Source organism: Leucothrix mucor DSM 2157 (assembly GCF_000419525.1).
In the GTDB taxonomy this organism is placed as follows: Bacteria; Pseudomonadota; Gammaproteobacteria; order Thiotrichales; family Thiotrichaceae; genus Leucothrix; species Leucothrix mucor.
This window is the reverse complement of the sequence record NZ_ATTE01000001.1, coordinates 4,516,879-4,540,128: the sequence shown is the minus strand read 5'-3', so window position 1 is coordinate 4,540,128 and position 23,250 is coordinate 4,516,879. Positions and strand designations below refer to the sequence as shown.

18 protein-coding genes and 1 tRNA gene are annotated in these 23,250 nt (G+C 48.7%); 7 read left to right on the top strand and 12 right to left on the bottom strand.

All coding sequences use genetic code 11. The features are described 5' to 3' along the window. Positions 1–119 precede the first annotated feature (119 nt). On the top strand, positions 120–1,691 hold the full coding sequence (locus tag LEUMU_RS0120695; RefSeq protein WP_022954216.1) for an ATP-binding protein: 1,572 nt from the start codon (positions 120–122) through the stop codon (positions 1,689–1,691). Here the strand turns inward: LEUMU_RS0120695 and LEUMU_RS0120690 are convergent. The 9 genes from LEUMU_RS0120690 to LEUMU_RS0120650 all read right to left on the bottom strand — a co-directional run bounded on the left by LEUMU_RS0120690 (position 1,688) and on the right by LEUMU_RS0120650 (position 9,182). Beyond that, on the bottom strand, positions 1,688–2,239 hold the full coding sequence (locus tag LEUMU_RS0120690; protein ID WP_022954215.1) for a TFIIS N-terminal domain-containing protein: 552 nt from the start codon (positions 2,237–2,239) through the stop codon (positions 1,688–1,690). The genes LEUMU_RS0120695 and LEUMU_RS0120690 overlap by 4 nt on opposite strands. Continuing rightward, positions 2,229–2,534 carry a hypothetical protein gene (locus LEUMU_RS0120685; protein ID WP_022954214.1) on the bottom strand — a complete coding sequence of 102 codons (306 nt, stop codon included), beginning with the start codon at positions 2,532–2,534 and terminating at the stop codon, positions 2,229–2,231. Before LEUMU_RS0120685 ends, LEUMU_RS0120690 begins: the two co-directional genes overlap by 11 nt. Positions 2,535–2,732: 198 nt before the next feature. Continuing rightward, positions 2,733–2,809: transfer RNA gene (locus tag LEUMU_RS0120680), tRNA-Arg, on the bottom strand. Between the two features lie 58 nt (positions 2,810–2,867). Further along, positions 2,868–3,773 carry an agmatinase gene (speB, locus tag LEUMU_RS0120675; protein ID WP_022954213.1) on the bottom strand — a complete coding sequence of 302 codons (906 nt, stop codon included), beginning with the start codon at positions 3,771–3,773 and terminating at the stop codon, positions 2,868–2,870. Further along, a complete protein-coding gene (locus tag LEUMU_RS0120670; RefSeq protein ID WP_022954212.1) occupies positions 3,761–5,089 on the bottom strand; it encodes a glutamine synthetase family protein in 1,329 nt (442 codons plus the stop codon). Before LEUMU_RS0120670 ends, speB begins: the two co-directional genes overlap by 13 nt. Before the next feature lie 110 nt (positions 5,090–5,199). Continuing rightward, on the bottom strand, positions 5,200–6,009 hold the full coding sequence (locus tag LEUMU_RS0120665; protein WP_022954211.1) for an ABC transporter permease: 810 nt from the start codon (positions 6,007–6,009) through the stop codon (positions 5,200–5,202). Then, positions 6,006–6,914: an ABC transporter permease subunit gene (locus LEUMU_RS0120660; RefSeq protein WP_022954210.1), complete on the bottom strand. Its 909-nt coding sequence runs from the start codon at positions 6,912–6,914 to the stop codon at positions 6,006–6,008. The genes LEUMU_RS0120665 and LEUMU_RS0120660 overlap by 4 nt, the downstream gene beginning before the upstream one ends. Positions 6,915–6,921: 7 nt before the next feature. Further along, positions 6,922–8,061 (bottom strand): ABC transporter ATP-binding protein, encoded by a 1,140-nt coding sequence (locus tag LEUMU_RS0120655; protein ID WP_022954209.1) that lies wholly within the window; start codon positions 8,059–8,061, stop codon positions 6,922–6,924. An 8-nt stretch (positions 8,062–8,069) separates the two neighbouring features. Beyond that, complete coding sequence (locus tag LEUMU_RS0120650; RefSeq protein ID WP_022954208.1) at positions 8,070–9,182, bottom strand: polyamine ABC transporter substrate-binding protein; 1,113 nt, start codon at positions 9,180–9,182, stop codon at positions 8,070–8,072. A gap of 227 nt (positions 9,183–9,409) precedes the next feature. Between LEUMU_RS0120650 and LEUMU_RS0120645 the strand changes: the two genes are divergently transcribed. From LEUMU_RS0120645 to LEUMU_RS0120635, 3 genes are read left to right on the top strand one after another with little or no spacing between them, the layout of a single operon-like run. After that, positions 9,410–10,768: a glutamine synthetase family protein gene (locus tag LEUMU_RS0120645; protein WP_022954207.1), complete on the top strand. Its 1,359-nt coding sequence runs from the start codon at positions 9,410–9,412 to the stop codon at positions 10,766–10,768. 29 nt (positions 10,769–10,797) lie between these two features. Then, complete coding sequence (locus LEUMU_RS0120640; protein ID WP_022954206.1) at positions 10,798–12,189, top strand: aspartate aminotransferase family protein; 1,392 nt, start codon at positions 10,798–10,800, stop codon at positions 12,187–12,189. Next, positions 12,189–13,508 (top strand): NAD(P)/FAD-dependent oxidoreductase, encoded by a 1,320-nt coding sequence (locus LEUMU_RS0120635; protein WP_022954205.1) that lies wholly within the window; start codon positions 12,189–12,191, stop codon positions 13,506–13,508. Before LEUMU_RS0120640 ends, LEUMU_RS0120635 begins: the two co-directional genes overlap by 1 nt. Here LEUMU_RS0120635 and LEUMU_RS0120630 read toward each other — a convergent pair. Continuing rightward, the gene (locus tag LEUMU_RS0120630; RefSeq protein WP_022954204.1) at positions 13,503–13,841 is read right to left on the bottom strand and encodes a hypothetical protein; all 339 of its coding nucleotides are present in this window, start codon (positions 13,839–13,841) and stop codon (positions 13,503–13,505) included. The two genes, LEUMU_RS0120635 and LEUMU_RS0120630, sit on opposite strands and share 6 nt — an antisense overlap. A gap of 341 nt (positions 13,842–14,182) precedes the next feature. Here LEUMU_RS0120630 and LEUMU_RS0120625 point away from each other — a divergent pair, with 341 nt between their 5' ends. Together LEUMU_RS0120625 and LEUMU_RS0120620 are read left to right on the top strand one after the other, a co-directional pair. Next, a complete protein-coding gene (locus tag LEUMU_RS0120625; protein WP_022954203.1) occupies positions 14,183–20,158 on the top strand; it encodes an alpha-2-macroglobulin family protein in 5,976 nt (1,991 codons plus the stop codon). Between the two features lie 310 nt (positions 20,159–20,468). Then, complete coding sequence (locus LEUMU_RS0120620; RefSeq protein ID WP_022954202.1) at positions 20,469–20,780, top strand: hypothetical protein; 312 nt, start codon at positions 20,469–20,471, stop codon at positions 20,778–20,780. Between the two features lie 63 nt (positions 20,781–20,843). Here the strand turns inward: LEUMU_RS0120620 and LEUMU_RS0120615 are convergent, their stop codons facing one another. Next, the gene (locus LEUMU_RS0120615) at positions 20,844–21,473 is read right to left on the bottom strand and encodes a glutathione S-transferase family protein (protein WP_022954201.1); all 630 of its coding nucleotides are present in this window, start codon (positions 21,471–21,473) and stop codon (positions 20,844–20,846) included. 23 nt (positions 21,474–21,496) lie between these two features. Further along, positions 21,497–22,540: an NADP-dependent oxidoreductase gene (locus LEUMU_RS0120610; protein WP_022954200.1), complete on the bottom strand. Its 1,044-nt coding sequence runs from the start codon at positions 22,538–22,540 to the stop codon at positions 21,497–21,499. A gap of 229 nt (positions 22,541–22,769) precedes the next feature. Here LEUMU_RS0120610 and ohrR point away from each other — a divergent pair, with 229 nt between their 5' ends. Continuing rightward, entirely contained in the window at positions 22,770–23,234 is a 465-nt protein-coding gene (gene ohrR, locus LEUMU_RS0120605; protein ID WP_022954199.1) for a transcriptional regulator OhrR, read from the top strand. The last annotated feature ends 16 nt before the right edge of the window (positions 23,235–23,250 follow it).

Genomic DNA, 23,250 nt, shown 5'->3' with positions numbered 1-23,250 from the left:
TTAACAACACTCACAAGCTTGTAAGTAGTGCCTAAGAGAACTGGCTGAGTACCCACCAAACTAGCGAGCCTCCCTGAATCCAAGTACACTCATAGTTAACTCATTCAAAAGCCGTAGCCATGTCTCAGCGCAAAAAACTCCCCATTGGCATTCAGACCTTCAAAGAGATTCGCGAAGATAACCACTACTACGTGGACAAAACGCCTCTGGCATTGCAGCTGATACAAGACGGTAAACACTACTTCCTATCCCGTCCACGCCGCTTCGGTAAAAGCCTGTTTCTCGATACGCTGAAAGAATTGTTTGAGGGAAATAAGCCCTTATTCGATGGGCTGGCGGCGTATCCGCAATGGGACTGGTCTGTGAGCTATCCAGTGATACGCTTTAGCTTTGGTCGTCAAACCTTCACGACCGAACAAAGCTTGGCGAACTCATTAGATGAGCAGCTAACCTATATGGAGCGGGACGCTGGGCTTACACCAACCTTTAGCCATGCTGGAGGCCGGTTTTCAGAGCTGATCCGTCACCTGAAAGAGCAACATGCTAAACCCGTTGTCATACTGATCGATGAGTACGATAAACCCATTCTTGATGCGCTTGATTATCCGGACGTTGCCAAAGCCAACCGCGATTTTTTGCGTGGATTCTATGGCACGATTAAGGATTATGACGCGCATATCCGCTTCAGCTTTCTAACTGGGGTGAGTAAGTTTTCTAAAGTGAGTCTGTTTTCGGGCTTAAATAATCTAAATGACATCACGCTAGATCAACGCTATTCAACCTTATGCGGCTATACCGATCACGATATTGATACCGTGTTTGCACCTGAGCTGGATGGATTCGACCGTCAGGAAATTCGTGACTGGTACAACGGTTACAACTGGCTAGGAAAAGGCGTCTACAACCCGTTTGATATCTTGCTGCTATTTGAGCGTCGGGAGTTCAAAAACTACTGGTTTGAAACTGGCACACCCACGTTTTTAGTGAATGTGTTGGCCAAGCGGCACATTCACACGCCACTACTGGGCCAGCTAAGCAGCGATGAGGAGCTGCTATCCAGCTTTGATGTGGATGAAATGGCAATTGAAGCACTGATGTTTCAAACCGGCTACCTGACCATTAAAAAGCGCGAACTGCTGGATGGGAATTACTTTTATACCCTCGGCTACCCCAACCGCGAGGTGTATCAAAGCCTAAACAACAGCCTGCTAAAGCACTTGGTACAAGATGGCGGTGCACAAGTTCGGCAGCGTATGCAGTTGCGCCAATTACTGCTGACGAATGATTTTGATGGCTTAGAAAAATTGTTCCATAGCTTCTATTCCAGCATCCCGCATCACTGGTATAACAACAACCATATTCAAGCCTATGAGGGCTTCTACGCCTCGGTGTTTTACTCCTACTTTGCATCACTTGGGCTGGATGTGACGGTGGAGGATGCCACCAACTTAGGCCGCATTGATATGACGCTTAAATTTAATCAGCAGGTTTATATTTTTGAATTTAAAGTGGTCGAGCGCGAAGCAAACGGTGAAGCGCTGCAGCAGATAAAAGACAAAGCTTACGCCGATAAATTTAAAGCGCTGAATCAGCCGATTTATTTGATTGGTGTGGAGTTTAGCAAGCTAACGCGCAATGTGGTGGCTGTTGAGGCTGAGGGCTCTCTGAGTAACCCTAAAGAAGCTGATTAATTTTGGTGAGTATCCCCTGCCTTTGACTGCCCAGTTCTATATTCCTTAGGGGGGACTATCCTCCTAGTGGGTCTTGTCCGCCCTGAGCTAGCTTTTTTCGCAGGGGCATTAATTTCGTCGGTACTATCTTCACCTTTTAAGTCCTCCTCTACTTTCTTAGCAATCGATATGCTATCGAAGCTTGCTACAAGTATCGCCTGCAGTCTTTGGTTAGCATCTTCAGCATCAATTAGCTCTTTTTTCAGAAGCACCTCGATAGATTCAATCTTTCTCCGTGCCTGTACTGTTGTACCTTTGCTCTTGTCGGTGAAGCATTCCTTAGCATTAGCTAACTTCTTATTTATTGGAGGTTTAAACCAGGTACAAACAAAGACAGCAAGTTGCTTTAGTCCTAAAATACCAATCGCAGAAACTCCTGCAATAACCTCTGACTTTGGCTCTGACTGAAAATAGAAAGTATCGCCTAGAAACACAAATGAGTAAGTAATAAAGAATAGGGCTAAGTCAACTGGCTTACTTAACTTTTCAACCAGAGCATCAATTATCATGGGTAAACTCATTTTCGGTTTGAGTGAGTGGACTCTGTTCTAAGGTAGATTCGTATGTTGCTTGAAAAGCCTCAATAAAAACCAATGCACTGCTAATTCTTTGTGCTTCCTGAAGTCTGGTTTTACCCAAGCTTTCAATGCTTGCCGCTATTAAAATGCCAGAAAAAGAAGCCACTGCTGAAAAGAAAAACCAACTAATACTCGTAGCTGCTGTTGAGCTCATCCCCCCGATAGAAAAACCGATCATTCCAACCATCAGTGAAACTAGAAAAATTGAATTTATTTTTGATTTCATACAGTTAGATCCATTAATAGTTCTATCGTTACTTTGCTCAACTAGAGTACCCTGAGCTGCTATTCCCCAAATAAGTCATTGAAGACCAATCATGCTTGGCTGACAAGATCGATATTGATTTTAGTTTTGGGCTACAACTTAGGTTCTACAGGACTTAGCTATTGGAGTATTAAAAGCCATCTAAATTGTTTAAATAAATGGCGCACCCGGCGCGATTCGAACGCGCGACCTTTGCCTTCGGAGGGCAACACTCTATCCAGCTGAGCTACGGGTGCATACTGTATGAAGGGCGGTATCATACAGTATTTATTTCAAAAATGAGATAGAAAGTTGTTACTTTCCTGCCGCCAATACATACAACATTTCCAGCGCCAGCGTGGCTCCTGCTAGTGCGGTGATGTCTGCATGGTCATACGGTGGGGAAACTTCTACCACATCCATTCCGACCAAATTAACGCCCACCAATCCACGAATGATCTTCAGCGCCTTATCACTCGTCAATCCGCCCGGTACCGGTGTTCCAGTGCCAGGTGCATACGCAGGGTCCAAGCAGTCGATATCAAATGTCAGGTACGTTGGCGTGTCGCCGACAATACTTTTGATTTGTTCGACAATACTAGCGGCACTGCGGTCATTGGCGTCCGCCGCGTCGATCACGGTAAACGGGTGATCTTTCACGGTGTACTCGGTACGAATGCCGATCTGCACGCTTTTGGCCGGATCAATCAGGCCTTCCAGCGGTGCAAAGTGGAACATGCTGCCATGGTTAAACTCGCTGCCCGGCTCGCTGTAGGTGTCTGTGTGCGCGTCAAAATGGATCATCGCCATCTTGCCATGCTTTTTAGCGTGCGCGCGCATCAGCGGCAAAGTCACAAAGTGATCGCCACCAAAGCCCAGTACAGTTTTACCTGCATCCACCAAGGCGCCAACGTGCTCTTCGACTTCATCCAGCAATGACTGCTGATTACCGGTGAAAGGCTCCAGATCGCCATAGTCGGCAACCCGCATCTTTTCAAAGGCGCAGAAGTCCCACGGCCAACGGTTTTCTTCCCAGCGAATGTGCGCGCTAGCTTGGCGGATAGCCATTGGGCCACCACGAGTACCGGCGCGGCCTGTCGTAGCCATGTCGTATGGAATGCCGACGATAAACACGTCGGCTTCGTTTAAATCACGGCTTAAGTTCTGCCCCATATAGCTGAACACATTGCCATAATTTGAAATGCTATTTACAGGTACCAATCGTATTCCCTCGCTGAAATTGCTGCTTCGTACGCGTTAAATTCACTGCGCTTTTGGGCACAATACACGCCGACGAATTCGCTGCCAAGATACTCCTTTAATACCTCGGACTCTTCAGTGACGTATAACGCATCCAGCAAGTCAGTCGGCAAGCCGAAAGAATCTTCACTCAACTCTTCAGTCGGGGCGCCGGGGTCTAACTCTTTTTCCATACCGTTATGCATGCCAGCCAATAAAGTTGCCAGCGTTAAGTATGGGTTGCCATCAGCACCACCAACGCGGTATTCGATACGGCGATCTTTAGCTTCAGACTCTGGAATGCGCACCGCAACTGAGCGGTTCTCATAGCCCCAAGTCGGGCCGATTGGCACGTTATTACCTGGCTTTAAGCGGCGGAATGCATTCACGTTCGGTGCGAAGATAGACAGCGACTCTGGCATTAGCTTCAGTACGCCAGCCACTGCATGCAGCAGTTTCTTATCGTCATTCGCTGCCAGCAAGTTTTCACCCGCGTCGTCGTACACACTCACGTGCAAATGCAGGCCGTTACCGGCGTCATCAATGTATGGCTTAGCCATAAAGCTAGCTTGGAAGCCGTGCTTTAGCGCAACGCCTTTAACGATACGGCGGAACATCGCACATTGATCAGCCGCTTCCATCACGTCGCTGTTATGCACTAAGTTGATTTCATACTGACCCAAACCCACCTCAGCGGATGCCGGACCAATATCCACGCCCTGCTCTGCACAGGTACGGGAAATGTCGCTCAGGCACTTACCAAAGTCTGCCAAACGATCAATACCCATAACCGCGTAAGTATCGCGCTGGCCGGTTAACTGGCCCAATGGCGCTTGTACTAAACCGTCATTGGTACGCTTTAAGTCAAACAAATAGAATTCTAATTCAAACGCCACAACCGGGCGGTAACCGCTGCTTTCGAAACGGCTTAACACTTTTTTCAGGATGGTGCGTGGCTCCCAAAATGGAGAGTCTTCCTCACCCTGCGTGTAGGTCACCATCACTTGTGCGCGTGGCTCCGACTCCCAGCCAACACGACGTAAACTACCTGGTACTAATTCAATCGAAGCATCCGGATCGCCATCGTCAATGCCGTGGCCAAGCGCATCAATCGCGTGCCCTTGTACCGACATTAGCGGCATACCGCGTGGGAATTTCAGACCATTAACAGCCAATTTCTCTAGGTCTGTAATCGCATAGCGCTTTCCGTAAAAGTTGCCCGGAATGTCCATAATGATCAAATCAACTTCTTTTACATCTGGGTTAGCTGATATGAATGCTTTTATTTCTTGTTGCATGATTTGCCTTTGCTAAGTAAATAGGTGATACCACATTTGATATCACCGGGCGAACAGCCTGCACAACGCAGCTGTCCGCCAGATAACACACGACTTTGTTCTAACGCTTGTCAGTCCGCATTGGCCCGCTCGCGAATTTTCTCCGCGCGCTTGGCAATCAATGAGGCACTGATCACACCCACCGAGACTGCTACGATCAGCAGCGTTGATAAGGCGTTAATTTCAGGTTTCAATCCTAAACGCACCTGGCTGTAAATCTTCATCGGCAAGGTGGTAGCACCGGGGCCTGATGTGAAAGATGCGATCACCAAATCATCGAGCGATAAGGTAAAGGCTAACAGCCATGCTGCAACCACTGCCGGCATAATAATTGGCAGGGTTACTTGCAGGAATGCACCGACCGAAGAGCAGCCTAAATCACGCGCTGCTTCTTCCAATGATCGGTCGAAACTGATTAAGCGAGATGATACCACTACTGCTACATAACACATCGAAAATGTGACGTGAGCGATCGTTATTGTCCAAAAACCCCGATCCAATCCAATCGCCACAAATAACAGCAATAAAGACAGACCGGTAATCACCTCTGGCATGACCAGTGGCGAGTAAATCATTCCGGAAAACAACATGCGCCCACGAAACCGCCCGGCACGGGTTAACACTAGCGCAGCTAGCGTACCCATGATGGTGGCTAAGGTGGCGCTCAGCAGAGCCACTTTTAATGTGACCCATGCCGCACTCATAAACGACTCGTTTTGAAACAGGCTGACGTACCAGCGGGTTGAAAAGCCACCCCACACAGTCACTAGCTTAGAGTCGTTAAAACTGTAAACGATCAATAATAAAATCGGTAAATATAAAAAAACAAAACCGAAGGTGAGCGTGGTGGCATTAAACCAAGTAAAACGATTCGCATTCATGATGCCGCCTCCTGTGCCTTTTCTTGCTGGCGTTGGAATAACAATATCGGAACCACTAATAACAGCAGTAATACGATCGCTACCGCAGAGGCCACCGGCCAGTCACGGTTGGAGAAGAACTCGCCCCACAGCGTTTTACCAATCATGAGCGTTTCAGAGCCACCGAGCAGATCCGGTATCACGAATTCACCCATCGCTGGAATAAACACAAGGAAACAACCGGCAATCACGCCCGCCATCGACAATGGGAATGTCACCTGCCAGAAGGCACCGATGCGTGTCGTTCCAAGATCCAACGCCGCTTCGACTAAGGAGTCATCCATTTTTTCCAAGGCGGCATACAGTGGCAACACCATAAACGGCAAATAGGAGTACACGATGCCGATGTACACCGCGAAGTTGGTATTAATCAGCGCCAGCGGGTCATCAATCACGCCCAGCCACAGCAGGAAGTGGTTAAGGAAGCCTTCGCTTTTTAAGATACCAATCCAGGCATACACGCGGATTAGGAAGCTGGTCCAAAATGGCAAAATGACTAACAAGACTAAGAAGCCCCGCCACTTTTCCGGTGAGCGCGCCAAGCCATAAGCAATGGGGTAGCCCAGCAGCAACGTGAAGATGGTCGAGAAGAAGGCTATTTTCAAACTGGATAAGTAAGACAGCCAATAGATATTGTCGTCGAGCAGCCAGATGAAGTTCTCAAAGTCCATCGCCTGAATCATCGCCCAAATTCCCAGTAACCCACTGCCCGCTTCATAAGCCGGTGCGTATGGCGGCATGGCGGTGGCCATATCCGACAGGGAGATTTTAAGTACGATTAAAAAAGGCGTTAAGAAAAACAGCAGCAACCAGAGTAAAGGGATGCCGATGAGAAAAAAGCGCCCCCAATTAAAGTCTGCTTTCATGATGCCCTCACTTGGCCAACGCGATGGCGGCAGTATTGGTCCAGGATAGCCATACCTTATCTTCCCAGGTAATCTCGCGATTACTTAAGCGTCGTTGGTTGGCTTGCAGTGTTTTAACAATGGTGCCGTCGGCAATTTTTACGTGGTAGGTCGAGGTATCGCCCGAGTAGGCAATATCAATGACTTCACCTTGTACAATGTTGTCTTTGTCGGTCGGCTGTTGCTTGCTGATAGCGATTTTCTCAGGGCGAATGGCGAGCCATAACGTGCTACCAATCTCGGCCTGAATATCACTTTCCAGACTAAACTTCGTCTTAAAGGTGGACGCCACTTGTAGCTGATCACCTTCGCGACTGCTGAGGGTGGTTTCAATGAAGTTCACATCCCCAATAAAGTCGGCGATATAGCGGGAGTTCGGGGCTTCGTAAATGGCGGCGGGCGTATCCACCTGCACTGCGATGCCCTTATCCATAATCGCAATCCGACTAGCGACAGTCATGGCCTCTTCCTGATCGTGGGTTACGATCATAAAGGTTACGCCTAAGGACTCTTGCAGATTCATCAGCTCGAACTGAGTGCGTTCGCGCAGCTTTTTATCCAATGCGCCCAGTGGCTCATCTAACAATAATAGCTTTGGATTTTTAGCCAGTGAGCGCGCTAAGGCCACCCGCTGACGCTGACCACCGGATAGCTGATGCGGCTTGCGCTTGGCAAACTCAGTCAGCTGGACCAGTTTCAGCATTTCTGCCACGCGATCGGCAATTTCTGCTTTGCTGCGACCTTCCTGCTTTAAACCAAAACCGATGTTCTTTTCGACGCTCATGTGTGGAAATAAAGCGTACGACTGGAACATCATGTTAACTGGGCGCTGATTAGGCGGGACTTTAGATAAATCCTTACCGCCCAGCAAAATACGGCCTTCGGTGGGTGTTTCAAACCCCGCCAGCAAACGCAATAGCGTTGTCTTACCACAGCCCGATGGCCCGAGCAGGGCATAAAACTCTTTCTCGTAGATATCTAAGGTTAAATTATCAATCGCGGTAAAATCCCCGTAGCGCTTCGTTACTCCTTCAAATCGGATTAACGGCGTTTTTTGGGGATCATTCCACGGCTCAAATACTTTGTTTCCGTTAGTATTAACAGCCATGATTAACCTTATTGACCGCTCTTAATGCGAGTCCAGCTGCGGTTTAGCAAGCGCTGCTGTTTTGGATCTGGCGCAAGTACTGCGAACAAGCCTTTCAGTGTCTCTTCATCTGGGTAAACAGCCGTGTCTTTAAATACAGACTCATCTAAAAACTCCTGAGACGCCAAGTTACCATTGGCATAGCTCACAAAATTACTGGCTTTAGCCGCCACTTCAGGGCGTAAGATGTAATTCATGAAGGTATAGGCTTCTTCAACATTATTAGAATCTGAGGTGATCGCCATCTGGTCAAACCACATTTGTGCGCCTTCTTTTGGAATGGTGTAAACCACGGTGTTGCCGTTTTTAGCTTCGACCGCACGGTCACGCGCTTGCAGAATATCGCCCGAGTAACCCACTGCTAAACAGATGTCGCCATTCGCCAAGCCACCGATGTACTCAGAAGAGTGGAATTTCTGAATGTATGGGCGCACTTTAGCAATTAGCTCTTCGGCTTTCTCAAGGTTTTCTTTGCTGAAATCAGCCGGTGGTAAACCTAAATAATGCAGTGCAGCTGGGACCAACTCGGTTGGCGCATCTAACCAGTGAATACCGCAATCAGCAAACTTCGCTGCCACTTCAGGTTTGAAAATCATATCCCAAGAGTTAACTGGCGCATCTGGCATGATTTCTTTAATTTTTTCTTCAACGTAACCAATACCGGTGGTGCCCCACATGTAGGTAAAGGAATGCTTATTTTCAGGGTCATAAGCGGCAGTGCGCTCATTGATCATTGGCCAGGTGTTTTTGTAATTTGGCAGTTTGCTTTTGTCCAATTCCATAAACGCGCCGGCTTTAATTTGGCGGTACATAAAGTTAGCGCTAGGCACTACAACATCGTATCCCGACGCGCCTGTCAGCAATTTGGTTTCTAATAATTCGTTGGTATCAAACACGTCATAATTGACTTTAATGCCGGTCTCTTTGGTGAAATCGGCCAATACACTTTCATCAATATAATCGGACCAGTTGTAAACGTTCACTACCTTTTCATCGTCTGCTAATGCCGTTCCGGACAGCGTCGCTCCCATTGAGAAGATCGCCGTAGAAACTGCCATTACCAATGCTTTTTTCATGCTCATAGTGTCAACTCGCTCCAAAAATTTAGTCGTGAAAAACCCAGTTATTAATTTTGCATAAAGAATTTTTCAAGTCAATAAATGTGATCACAAAAATAGAAAATGCTTTATCCAAGGTTCAACTTTTAGCCACTGGCCGGATGCTGCCCTTGACTTTGGCCAAACCTCAAACCAGAATGTGATCACTAATTTTTCCCAACCAACGGCCCTTTATGTCGAAGCAGTACTCTATGATCAGCAATCAACCTGACTCAATAAAAGCACTCAGGCAACTCATCTCCACCCACCGGATTGATGAGGTGGAATGCACCATTGCCGACATCCACGGGGTAGCCCGTGGCAAGCTAATGCCCGCCAGCAAGTTCAGCGCGCTGAACCCGACCTTCCTGCCTTACAGCATCTTCTTCCAAAGCATTACTGGTGCGTATCTGGAGTTTGATTCCAAAGAATACATGACGGAAGTCGATATTAAATTAGTCCCGGATTTAAGCACGGTGCGCTCGCTGCCTTGGGCCCGTTCGCCGAGTTTAATGGTAATCCACGATCTGTATTTTCAGGATGATCGCCCAGTACCTTGTGCGCCGCGCTATGTGCTAAAGCGCATTTTAGATGCCTATGCCGAACGCAACTGGAAGCCGGTTATCGCACCGGAAATTGAATTCTATTTAACCGAACGCAACACCGATCCTGATCAGCCACTGGAACCGCCTGTTGGACGCTCTGGTCGCCAAAGTGTGGGCCGCCAGTCTTACTCAATGATGGCGATTGATGAGTACGAGCCGATCATCGAAGACATCTATAAGTTCGCCGAAGCGCAAGGCATGGAAATCGACACCCTGATTCAGGAGGGTGGCCCTGCTCAGCTTGAAGTCAATATGGCCCACGGCGACCCCATGGAACTCGCTGATCAGGTGTTTGTATTTAAGCGTTTGATCCGTGAAGCCGCCATGCGCCACGACTGCTACGCAACGTTTATGGCTAAGCCGATGAAGAACCACCCCGGCAGCGCCATGCACATTCACCAAAGTGTGTTGGATGCGACCACTGGCGAGAATATTTTCAGCAATCCCGATGGCAGCAGCACGGAGCTGTTTGACTACTTTATTGGTGGCCAGCAGAAATATTTAGGCGCAGCGACTTGCTTGCTTGCGCCGTATGTAAACTCTTATCGCCGCCTGATGCCGGGCGACTCTGCGCCAATCAATCTGGAATGGTCGCGCGATAATCGTTCAGCAGGCTTACGCGTACCCAACAGCCCACCGGAAGCGCGCCGCGTTGAGAACCGGATTGCCGGTATGGATACCAATCCGTATCTCGCGATTGCGGCCAGCTTGGCCACCGGCTACCTCGGCATGATCAACCAAACCCAGTGCCGTGAAGAGTTTAATGGCGATGCGCACAGCGCGGACTATGGCTTACCGCGTGGTTTGCTGGAATCACTGATTGATTTTGATGAGTGCGATGAGCTGAAAGAGTTACTCGGTCGCCCATTCTGCGATGTTTACAAAGCTTTGAAAGAACACGAATTTAATGAATATATGATGGTAGTTAGCCCGTGGGAACGCGAGCACTTACTACTCACTGTTTAATACTGCCAACGCTGCGACCCGAGGTATTTATGACACACAATCCACCAGAAACAAATACGGCAATCGCTCAAAGTCAGGATGCTGCCCACCACTTGCACCCGTTCAGTGACGCTAAATCGCTGAATGAAAAAGGCGCACGCGTGATTACCAAAGGTAAAGGCGTGTATGTTTGGGATTCTGAAGGCAATAAACTGCTGGATGGCATGGCCGGCTTATGGTGCATGGCCATTGGCTACGGGCGCGATGAAGTGGCCGATGCGGCTGCGGCGCAAATGCGTGAATTGCCATTTTACAATACCTTCTTCCAGACAACACACCCACCGGTTGTGGCGCTCTCGAAAAAGCTAGCGGAATTGGCTCCGGCTCATATTAATCATACCTTCTTTACCGGCTCCGGCTCGGAGTCGAATGACACCATGCTACGGATGGTTCGCCACTATTGGGCGAGCCTCGGCAAGCCAGATAAGAAGGTGATTATCTCTCGCAAAAATGCCTACCACGGCTCAACCGTTGCCGGCGCCAGCTTAGGCGGCATGACGTATATGCATGAGCAAGGCGATTTGCCGATTCCGAATATCGTGCACATCAACCAGCCTTATTGGTATGGCGAAGGTGGTGATCAACCACCGGAAGAATTTGGTTTAGCACGAGCTCAGGAGCTTGAAGCGAAAATTCTGGAGTTGGGTGTTGAGCGGGTTGCCGCTTTTATTGCAGAACCAGTACAAGGTGCAGGTGGTGTGATTATTCCACCAGCGAGCTACTGGCCTGAAATCCAACGCATCTGTGATAAGTATGAAATTCTGCTAGTCGCTGATGAAGTGATCACAGGCTTTGGGCGTACCGGCGAATGGTTTGCCAGCGAAACCTTTAATATCAAACCTGACTTTATTTGCATCGCTAAAGCACTTAGCTCCGGCTATTTGCCAATCGGTGGCGTAATGATTAGCGATCGGGTTGCCGAAGGGCTGATTAACGAAGGTGGCGAGTTGCAACATGGCTACACGTATTCAGGTCATCCGGTCACTTGCGCGGCGGCCTTAGCGGTGCTGGATATTATGCAAAAAGAGCATATCGTTGAGCGGGTTAAAAGCGATATTGGGCCTTACCTGCAAGAGAAATGGCTAGCCTTGGGCGAGCATCCTTTAGTGGGTGAAGCGCGTATGATTGGTTTAATGGGCGCGCTGGAGTTAACCCCAGATAAAGCCACTCGCGCGCCATTTGAAGTTAAGAAAGGCACGGTTGGATTAATGTGTCGCGAGATCAGCTTTGCCAATGGCCTGATTATGCGCCATGTGGGCGACAGCATGATTATCTCACCACCACTGGTACTTAGCCATGAAGAGGCGGATGAGTTGATTACTAAGGCTCGTGAAGTATTGGACAGCACTTATGCTGCTGCGAAAGAGGCCGGATATTTATAATGGCAGCCATTGGTAAGCAAGGCTTTCTCTACAGTAATGACAAAGCCGGTGAATATCCTGATTCTTATTATCATGCGACGGCCAATGCTATCCCTAAGTTTCCTCGTCAGTCTGGCGAGGAAACCGCGGATGTCTGTGTTATTGGTGCGGGCTATACGGGCTTATCCTCGGCGCTGCATTTAGCCAAAGCGGGCTTTTCCGTTATTTTGCTGGATGCGCATCGGGTTGGCTGGGGCGCGTCGGGGCGTAACGGTGGGCAAGTCGCCACCGATCAGCGCTGCGACCAAAGCACTTTAGAGTCGCAATACGGCAAAGACCATGCCCGCGAGTTATGGGATATTGGCTTGGCGGCCAATCAGCTGTGCAAAAAGCTGATTAAGCAGCACAAGATCGATTGCGATCTCACGCCCGGTATTATTCATGCGGATCATCGGGAGCGTAACCTCAAACATTCCCAAGCCTATGCTACAAAGCTGCAAAATGAATACGATTACGATGCGATTGAGTATCTTGATCAGGCAGAGATTCGCCGCTTAGTTGGCTCTGAGTCGTACTTTGGCGGCACACTGGATAAAGAAGCAGCGCATTTGCATCCACTAAACTTTGCCTTAGGACTCGCCAAAGCGGCACATGAAGCCGGTGCGATTATTTATGAAGAGTCGCCAGTACTGGAGTATTCCGGTGATAAGCCGGTAACAGTTACGCTGGAAAACGGCACGATTAAAGCAACGCATGTGCTGCTTGCCTGTAATGGCTATCTGGATAAGTTAAACCGCAAAGTCGCCTCGCGCGTGATGCCGATTAACAATTACATGGTGTCCACTGCTCCATTGCCGGAAGCGCTGGCACTGGAGTTATTGCGGGAAAATCATGCGGTTGCCGATTCGCGCTTTGTAGTGAATTACTTTCGCTTAAGTGCCGACCGACGTTTGTTATTTGGTGGCGGTGAGAATTACAGTTTTCAGTTTCCGGCGGATATTAAAAACTTTGTACGCGGTCATATGCTGGAAGTGTATCCGCAGCTCGCGCAGACACCGATTGATTATGGCTGGGGTGGCACATTGGCGATTACGGTTAGCCGTATGCCCTACTTTGCCAAGCTTTCTGAGAATGTGCTGTCTGCCAGCGGTTACTCGGGTCATGGCGTGGCAATGGCGACCTTTGCCGGTAAAATCATGGCCGATATGATTGGTGGAAAGTTGGCGCAGTTCGACACCATGGCCGACCTGCGCACTTACCCGTTTCCTGGCGGAGAAGTCATGCGCCTGCCACTACTTGTGCTGGCAATGACTTATTACTCCTTACGCGACAAGCTATGAGTCTTTTGGGCGTGGTGGCAAACCACCGCCGCGCCTTTTAACCCGCTCATCATCTAATACCACCGTCACCCGACGGAATGGGTACTTCTTAATCTCGACTACATCCGCAAACGGAACATAGCGCGTATCACCCTCACCACCGTAAAAGGTTCCAACCATCGAACCGGCCAGCAGCGAGACAAAGGATGAGTAATCATCCAATATTAGAGTACCTGCCAGCACGCCCATTGCAGCACCCGACATGACGTACATCCAACGCTTTGAATACGTTTCGATAACCACGTACTCGCCCTCACGAGTCGCCCGATTTGCTCTGATCTTTCGTATTGCCATCGTCATTCTCCTCTACAAGACTCACGTTCTACCATTCTCTGCCCCACTCAGAAAATGAACCCACGCTTAACCTGTCACAACCCTATAGAACACTATTTAAGCAATTAGTTCAATTTATTTGTATTTATTTTAATCAACTAAAGTAGTTTATTGATTTAAGTTGCTTAAATTTATCTTTCTAAGACTTCGCTCACCTTCACAAAAATTTAATATGGCTTTGACTTTTAAAGCGCTCAGGACTGAACTACACTAAAAATAGTCTTCAAAATTAGTATTAACAGATTTAAGCGAGAAGTTTTTAAACATTCTCATCAATAAAAATACTCTGCGGGATCACTTACATGTCTTACCTCGTTAAACGCTTCCTATCACTCGTGATGCTTAGTGTCGTTTCGGTGACCGCCAGTGCGGCCACTCCAGACTGGCAAGCATTGGACTCTCTAATCAAAGCCGGTAAATATCAGGATGTTTCAGTCAAGTTAGATGACATTCTGAATCAAGCAATTGAAGAGCAAGATAACAAAACCTGGCGAGAAGCCTTGTTAATGGCCGCCGCTGCGCAAGCTGGCAATGGTGCCGAAAAGGGTTTGGCGCTATTAGCCGAAAAGCCGTGGCCTGAGGATAAGGATTCCCAGTTACTGATTAATCTGCACTATGCCGCGCTGTTTGAAGGCTATATCAGCCAGAACAGCTGGCAGATTCGCAATCGTGAAACCATCGAATCAAGTAAGCCACTGAGCCTGGAGCAGAAGACCATGGCGCAGTTGCTTGATGATCAAAATCAAGCATTTACAGCAGCTTATACGCTGTCAGAAGGTCGCTACGAGTCGGTCAACTCATTCGGCAAATTACCTCTGGAAAACCTTGATAGCTACTTTAATGACACCGGCTACCCGGAGCGAGTACGCGGCAGCATTCACGATACAGTGGTATATCTTTGGGTGAACTCTCTGAAAAATACCAGCTTATGGAGCCCTACTCACAGCAATCAAGCGAAAGGCTTTTCAGCAGAAGCGCTATTAGCCAGACCTTACGCCGACACTGTTGAGCCAAGCGATGAGACTCAACATCCTTTAAAGCGCGCTATCAGCCTACTCAATGGCTTAGAAGATGAGTTTAGCGCCAAGCAACAAACCGAGGCGGCACTGGAAGCGTTTCTCACTAAAATCGACTTAGTGTATTCACAACATGGAGACTCAGCTGAAGTTATTGTTAGCGCATTGCGTGAGCGTGACCAGCAGGAACAAGCGCGCGGCGAACCTTTACCTTGGGCTAAACGACTGCCTTACACCATTGGCCTTATTCTAAGCCAACAAGATGAGCCGGACTCCTTAATTCGAAGCCTTGCGGCGTTGGAGCCCTGCCTCAATCAATTACCAAAAGATGACATCACCCTCGCCTGCCAAAGCATCGCTGATAATATTCAACTACCTACACTTAGAATGCTGGGTATGCAAAATGATGGCTTGGGTAAGCGCTCTATCGAGCTGACGCACAGCAATCTGGATGTGGTCTATTTTCGCGCCTGGAAGTTAGACGCTGATCAGGTTATTAAACGTAGCCGCTATAATAACCCTAATGAATTAAGAGGCTTGTTAGACAGCCAAACGCCAGCGGATGCAACGTGGCAAAGCGGCTTGCCAGCCACCACCAACTACCGCCCCCATAAAACCTTTATCACCCCTGAAATTACCCAACACGGGTATTGGCTGGTTGCGGCCTCTAACACACCAGATTTCTCGCTTACTTTAGAGGAGTCCCTTATTAGCTCGGTCGAGGTGAACCTGAGCAACTTGGTGGCAGAGGTTAAGCTCAACAAGGGCGATGTGCAGCTGGCTGCCTATTTAGGTGAAACCGGTCAACTACTCCCCGGCGCAACCGTAGAAGTCTGGCAAAATCAAAACAGCGATCCATCGATTAAAGTGCTTGAGACGAAGACGGGCAATGATGGCTTGGCTAACTTTACGCTCAAGGAAAGAGATTCATTTTCCTTACGCGTGATTCACGATAGCGATGTTGCCATTGTTAATAATATCTACAACAACGCCTATCGGGAAGCCGCCACGCCGACTAGTGCTCTGTTATTTACTGATCGTGCTATTTATCGCCCTTCCCAAAAGATTCTCTGGAAAATCGTCGCTTATCAAGGTAGCGCTGAAACCAGTCAATATCAGGTGCTGCCAAATACGAAAGGCACGGTCGAGCTGCTGGATGTAAACGGAGAGATTGTTGAAAAACTGGACGTAACAACCAATGAATTTGGCTCAGCTTCTGGTGAGTTCACCGCAAAAGAGGGCTTATTGCTGGGTAACTGGTATATGCGCTCCAGCTGGGGCAGTAACCAATCCATTCGGGTTGAAGCCTATAAACGCCCGACCTTTAAAGCTGAGTTTAACGACCCTGAAACAGAGCTTCGCTTAAATACACCTGCCACCGTAACCGGTAGTGCGCAGTATTACTTTGGCGGCGCTGTGAGCACTGGCAAAGTGAGCTGGCAGGTAAAGCGGGAGGCACAATTTGTTGGCTACCCAAGGTACTCCCGAGGCGGCTACATTCCACCAACTCGCGCTGAAACTATTGCCAGCGGTACAACAGAGCTTGATAAAGACGGCCTATTTACCGTCGAGTTTAATCCAGCCGTTGCGGAAGCAGAGAAAGATCAAATCGGCACTTATGCATTCACAGTAACTGCCGATATCACCGATGCTGGTGGTGAAACCCGCACCGCAAGCCGTACCTTCAATTTGGCTAGTATCGCAATTTCAGCCCAAATTACGCCTGATGCTGAGTTTGCGATGGTCAACGAGCCTTTCTCTATTAACATCAGCCGCCAAGACCCAGATGGCAATGGTCGCGCTGGCGATGCAGAGTGGAAGCTGCTGCGCCTGATTGAGCCGGAGCAAGTCTTAATGCCGGCAGACCAAGATGCCGCACTACCTGAACCAGATGCTTACCAATACGCGACACCCGGTGACTTGTTAAAAGCCCGCTGGGATGACAGCAATAACGCGCTGAGCAGTGAGTTGTTTGAGGTCGGTGACACCGTATCGAGTGGCAACCTGCAACACAATGAAGAAGGCATTGCCAATCTATCGCTCACGGCTAAGCAAGCAGGCCACTACCGCCTGCAATACAGCACGACGGATAAATTTGGCAAAGCGTATACCACCACTAGCGACTTTATTGTCGCCTCTGCTGCTCAAACACCCCTGACAACACCGACTATTTTGCGCGCCAAGCAAACGAATGTTGAAGTGGGTGACTCTGTTAGCCTGCTAGCGGGCTCTGGCTTTGCCGATGCGCCCTTTGTATTAGAGGTGTATCACGGTAATGAGCTGTTGAGCCGCACCGTGCAAAACGATGGCATTAAAACCCGCGAGTTTCCGGTTGAGGAAGCCTATCGCGGCGGCCTGACCTTTGTACTCAGTATGCTGAAGGATTATCAGCTGATTCGCCAAGAGCAATTTGTGAATGTGCCTTGGACCAATAAGCAGCTGAATGTGGCATTCTCAACCTTCCGCGACAAGCTGCGCCCTGGCCAACAAGAAACCTGGCGAGTGACGGTAGAAGATGCTGATGGCCAACCACTGGAAAGTGGTGCTGTGGAAGTATTAGCCTCAATGTTTGATCGCAGCTTGGAGTTTTTAGCACCACACAGCCCTCCAACGGTGAACAATCTTTATCGCGCCAGAGGTACTTCAATTTCACGCAGCAATAGTTTGGGGGTGAGCTATGCTGCTGAACTTAAAAGCCTACGATCTTCGAACTATTTCCCATCATCGGTTGATATCACGCTCAACCTGTTAGAGGGCGTACTGTCACCACCGCGCATGGAGCTAGCTTATGCCGTTGCTCCGATGATGATGGCTAAGGCAGCCCCTGCTCCCAGTCGTCGAGGTGTCGCAGTGGCATACTCTGGCGAAGCCTCTGCTGATGAAGCACCGGCAGAGACTCCTCCGATGCCTGAAGCCGATTTAGCCAGCGGCATTGAAGCGACTGTCAGAACAAACTTCAATGAAACGGCCTTTTTCAAACCAAACTTGGTACTGGAAGCAGATGGCTCAGTGGCTTTTGAATTTGAAGTGCCTGAGTCATTAACGCAGTGGAAAGTCTGGGCTTCTGCGCTGACTAAAGATCTGCGTGGAGGAACCGCAACCGCCTTCTCACGTACCAGTAAGGAACTAATGGTTCGCCCTTACCTGCCCCGCTTCTTACGGGCTGGCGATGAGGCCAAAATTGAAGTCGTGATTAACAATGCGGGCGACAAACCACTTTCCGGACAGTTGAGTTTCGATATTATCGACACCGCCAGCGGCGAAGTGATTAACGATGATTTCAATCTACAAATCTGGGCTCAGCCATTTAATGTAAAGGCCGGAGAAAGTAGCAATGTGAGTTACACACTCTCCACGCCAAATGATTTGGGTATTGTCGCCGTTCGCGCCAAAGCTACGGCTTACAATGGGATTGAGAACTTTGCCGATGGCGAGCAACGCCCACTGCCGGTATTGCCGAGTCGTTTGCATTTAACCCAGAGCCGTTTTGCCGCACTCAAAGGTAATTCCGAGCGTAAGCTCGAGTTTAGCCAGCTGGCTGATGACAGCGATACCACCCGAATCAACGACAAGTTAGTGGTTACCGTTGATGGACAGTTATTCTACTCAACGCTAAAGGCGCTGCCGTACTTGAATGACTACCCTTACGAGTGTACCGAGCAGACCTTTAACCGCTTCTTATCCACTTCAATTATCACTAAAACCTTTGAGGGCCAGCCTTTGTTAGCAGCGATGGCGAAGAAGCTTTCAGAGCGCGATAGTCAGTTTGAAAACTGGGAAGCCGTTGATCAAGACCCAAATCGCAAGATGTTACTGGAAGAAACGCCATGGCTTGATAATGCTCGCGGCGGGGCAACTGACAGCGATGCCTTGTTAAATATTCTTGATCCTGAAGTAGCAGCCAGCCAACAAAAACGCTCTATCGAAAAACTACTGAAAGCACAGCTGCCATCGGGCGCATTCCCTTGGTGGGAAGGTGGCCAGGCATCGCCGTATATGACGCTGTATTTATTGCAGGGCTTTTCAAAAGCATTGGAGTTTGGTGTTGAAATTCCGAAGCCTGTGGTGCAAGGCGCTTGGCAGTATATTCATCAATACTACCTCGACACCCTGCTCACTCAAAAACCTGCGGAGTTGGATGTTTACAGCCTCACAGCACTGAGCTATGTGCTGTCAGCTTATCCTGATAGCAGTTGGACCGGTGGCGTATTCAGCGATAAAGAGCAAGCTGAGATATTGCAGTTAGCCTTGGATAGCTGGCTGAAACTGGCACCGATGTCTAAAGCCCAGCTGGCGCTCAGCCTGCACCGTGCAGGTCGGGAAGGTGATGCGCGGTTGGTGTTTGATAGCGTTATGAACACGGCTAAAACCGATGATGACTTGGGTACTTACTGGCCGGAGCAGTCTCGCTCATGGTTGTGGTACAACGATCGCATCGACACCCATGCCTTTATTCTGCGCGCAATGATGGAGCTTAATCCGCAAGATGAGCGCCGTCATGGCATGGTGCAATGGCTGATGCTCAACAAGCAGCTAAACCATTGGAAGTCAACCCGTGCCACTGCCGAGAGTATTTACTCACTGGTGCATTACCTCAAGCAGGAAGGACAACTCGGCGAAGAGGAACGCGTGTCGATTAATATAGGTGATCACGTCAAAGAGCAGCGCGTATTCAAGCCGGATGAATATACCGGCGCGAACAATCAGATCGTGGTTGAAGGCAATGCCATTACGCCAGACATGGCGTCGATCTCATTTACCAATGAGACTAAGGCGCTGATGTTTGCCTCGGCCACGTGGCACTTCTCGACCGAAACACTGCCCGAAGATGCACAAGGCGACTTCTTTAAGGTATCTCGTACGCTGTTTAAACGGGTACAGGAAAATGGCGAATGGGTACTTAAACCATTAGCCGAAGGCGCAACCGTTGCCGTGGGTGATGAGCTGGAAGTACAGCTCTCGCTAAGTACCAAGCACGCCGCAGAGTATGTGCATTTACGTGCACCGCGTGGGGCTGGCTTTGAACCGATGGAGTCTATCTCCGGTTATCGCTGGGATGGTGGTGCTGGCTATTATCAGGAAGTGCGTGATAGCGGCGCGAACTACTTCTTTGAGTGGCTGCCAACTGGTAAGTACGCCTTTAAATATCGCTTAAGAGCGACAACTGCGGGTAAGTTTAGAGTCGGACCTGCGACGGTGCAGAGTATTTATGCACCGGAGTTTAATGCGTACTCCAGCGGAACGCGGATTAATATTGAGTGATAGATATCAGGGGATAAGTGAGGTTTGCTTATCCCCTTTTTTGTCGCTACGTTCGTTTTCTCATCCGACATTCGTCAGATAAAAAATAAGTTAATGATAATCATTTGCATTTAAGAAAATAATCATTATACTAATCCCACGTTTCAGGTTTAAGTGTTCACACTGTGCTCCGTGGCCTTCTATCCCCTGAGCGCTAATAATTAAAATTAGCTTATTAGTTCAATTAAAGTAGCCTTGTTACCAAGCCAATATCAGTCTTCACTCAACGGATATCAGCCAGGTCTTTTTTTATACTGACTGGAGTTAGCTTATGGCCTTTTATATAGATGCATGGTTGGACCGTCCAAACCCTTATGTGCAAGTCGTCAACAAATCTAATAGCCAGATCGTCGCCAAATTCTCACAAAGCGAACTCAACCAAGCCGTCGAGCGTGGGGATATTTGTCTTGGGGAATTTTATGATAGCCATCCGCATACTCAGCAGGAGTTAGTTAAACATTTATTGTTGATTCGTTGCTGCGAGAATATGAGCCGCGAGCTTGAGGAAAGCTGTCAGCAGGCGATTAATTGCAGGCGTGCTAAGTCATCAGGGAATGTGGTTTATTCTTTGCTGAAGCACTAATCGGATACAAAAAAGCCACTGGCAAACCTTCACCAGTGGCTGTGTTCAGACTAGCTCATCAACTTAACTCGCTGACTCGTCCAATGCTTTTTCTTTCTGCTCAGCCGCCTGAAACGCCTCATGTGTTGCCAGCGTTTTGCCATAGCGTTCGATATTAGGGTAAGCAGTCAACTCGCCACTGCGTTCCAGAATATCCACAATAAACGACATCATGATATCTGCACCACTTAAGCGCTCGCCGACCAGATACGTTTTACCTTCCAGCGCATCGTTAAAGTAGTTGATCACGTCCTCAACTTCCTGCTGCACATAGCCTGCTAAGAAGTTGGTTTCGCAACCGTCCATTTTAATATACATGCGCATTAGCAATGGCAAAATGCAGGAGCTTTCCGCGTAGTGCATCCACTGTAAATAGTCGATGTAATCATCGCTATCGGTAGCCGGAGCCAAGCGCTCTGGGGCATATTTACCAATCAGATATTCGCAAATTGCACCAGACTCAATAATGGCTTTGCCATTGTCTTCCAGCACGGGCGCTTTGCCTAAAGCATGAACTGCGCGCAGCTCTGGCGGGGCCAGGGAGCTCTTTGCATCGCGCTGGTAAGCACGAACCTCATACTCAACGCCAAGCGCTTCCAGCAGCCAGATAATGCGCTTAGAGCGTGACTTATTTAGATGGTGTAAAACAATCATGGATGACTCCGTATTATTTAGAATTAAGCCAGCTCGTCTTGGCCAACGCGCACGACTAACTTGCCAAAGTTTTTACCTTCCAGTAGTCCGATAAACGCTTCAGGTGCATTTTCCAAGCCATCAACGATTTGCTCGCGGTATTGGATTTTCCCTTCGGCCAACCAAGTGCTCATGTCTTTAGCAAACTTCGGATATTCACTGGCGTAGTCATCAAAAATAATGAAGCCACGAACCGTGATGCGCTTCACCAAGATCATGCCTATTAACTGTGACAAACGATCAGGGCCGTCTTGAGGGCCTGTCGCATTGTATTGTGAAATCATGCCGCACAATGGAATTCTAGCGCCGGTATTTAGCAATGGCATCACGCCATCAAATACCTTACCGCCGACGTTTTCAAAGTAGATATCAATGCCATTCGGGCAAGCTGCTGCGAGCTGCTCAGCAAAGTCATCCGCTTTATGGTCAATGCAGGCATCAAAGCCCAAGACTTCAACCGCGTGCTTACACTTCTCAGCACCACCGGCTACACCAACCACATGACAGCCTTTAATCTTACCGATCTGGCCAACGGTTGCGCCGACGGGGCCAGTTGCCGCAGCAACCACTAAAGTCTCACCGGCTTTTGGCTTACCGATATCTAGCAAACCCATATACGCCGTAAAGCCTGGCATACCCATAATGCCTAGCGCATAAGATGGCTGCTCAGGGTTATCGCCCAACTTGGTTAAACCTTCTCCGTCGGACACGGCATAATCCTGCCAGCCGTTAAATGACAACACCCAGTCGCCTACTTTAAAGTCAGCATTGTTTGATGCTTCAACGCGAGCCACGGTACCACCCAGAATGGTCTCTCCAATCTCCAGCGATGCCGCGTAAGATTTTGCCGCACTCATACGGCCACGCATGTAAGGGTCGAGTGATAAATAAACAGTCCGCAGTAACACCTGCCCGTCTTTAATCTCAGGGATCGCGCTTTCTGCCAGTTTAAAATCAGTGTCTACCGGTGCGCCATGAGGACGTGCAGCCAATTGAATTTGACGATTTGTAGCGTTAGCTTGTGACATAGTGTTTCTCAATATTTGCGTTGGTTCGAATAAGGACATCTAAGTAACCACTGAAAGGCGCAGGCTTTTCAACTAGGGCAAACCCTGTGGCTTGCAAGCCTCGCATGCTGATCATGGTTCTTGATGAATTTATTTAGATCGTGCACAATCTAATTGCACAAAATCTTAACGTCCAATCGCCGTGAGCGTCAAGTGAATTGTGCGCAATGTATTTAGGATGATTTGAACCATGAACGATGCGTACCCCAGCTGTTTACAGGTAGACAAGCAACTGTGCTTTTCCATTTACCGGCTTTCCAATGCGTTAATACGCTCCTATCGCCCGCTACTTAGCGCGCTGGATTTAACCTATTTGCAGTACATTGTGATGATGGTGCTGTGGGAGCATGAGCAAGTCACAGTTAAGGAAATTGGCGAGAAGCTAAGTCTGGATTCCGGCACACTCACACCACTACTAAAGCGACTGGATGCCAAGGGGCTGATTACCCGAACTCGCTGCATAAATGATGAGCGGGTACGTAATATCTGCGTGACGGAGCAAGGCCTGAAGCTGCGTGAATTAGCGGCCAGTGTGCCACAACAGATGCAATGCCAAACGGGTATGGATTACGCTCAACTCGCCGCGATTAAACAGAACTGCGATCAGCTATTAGAGAGCCTTACGCAGTATCAGGAAGATCAGGAAACCGACTAATCACCGAAGCGGTTTA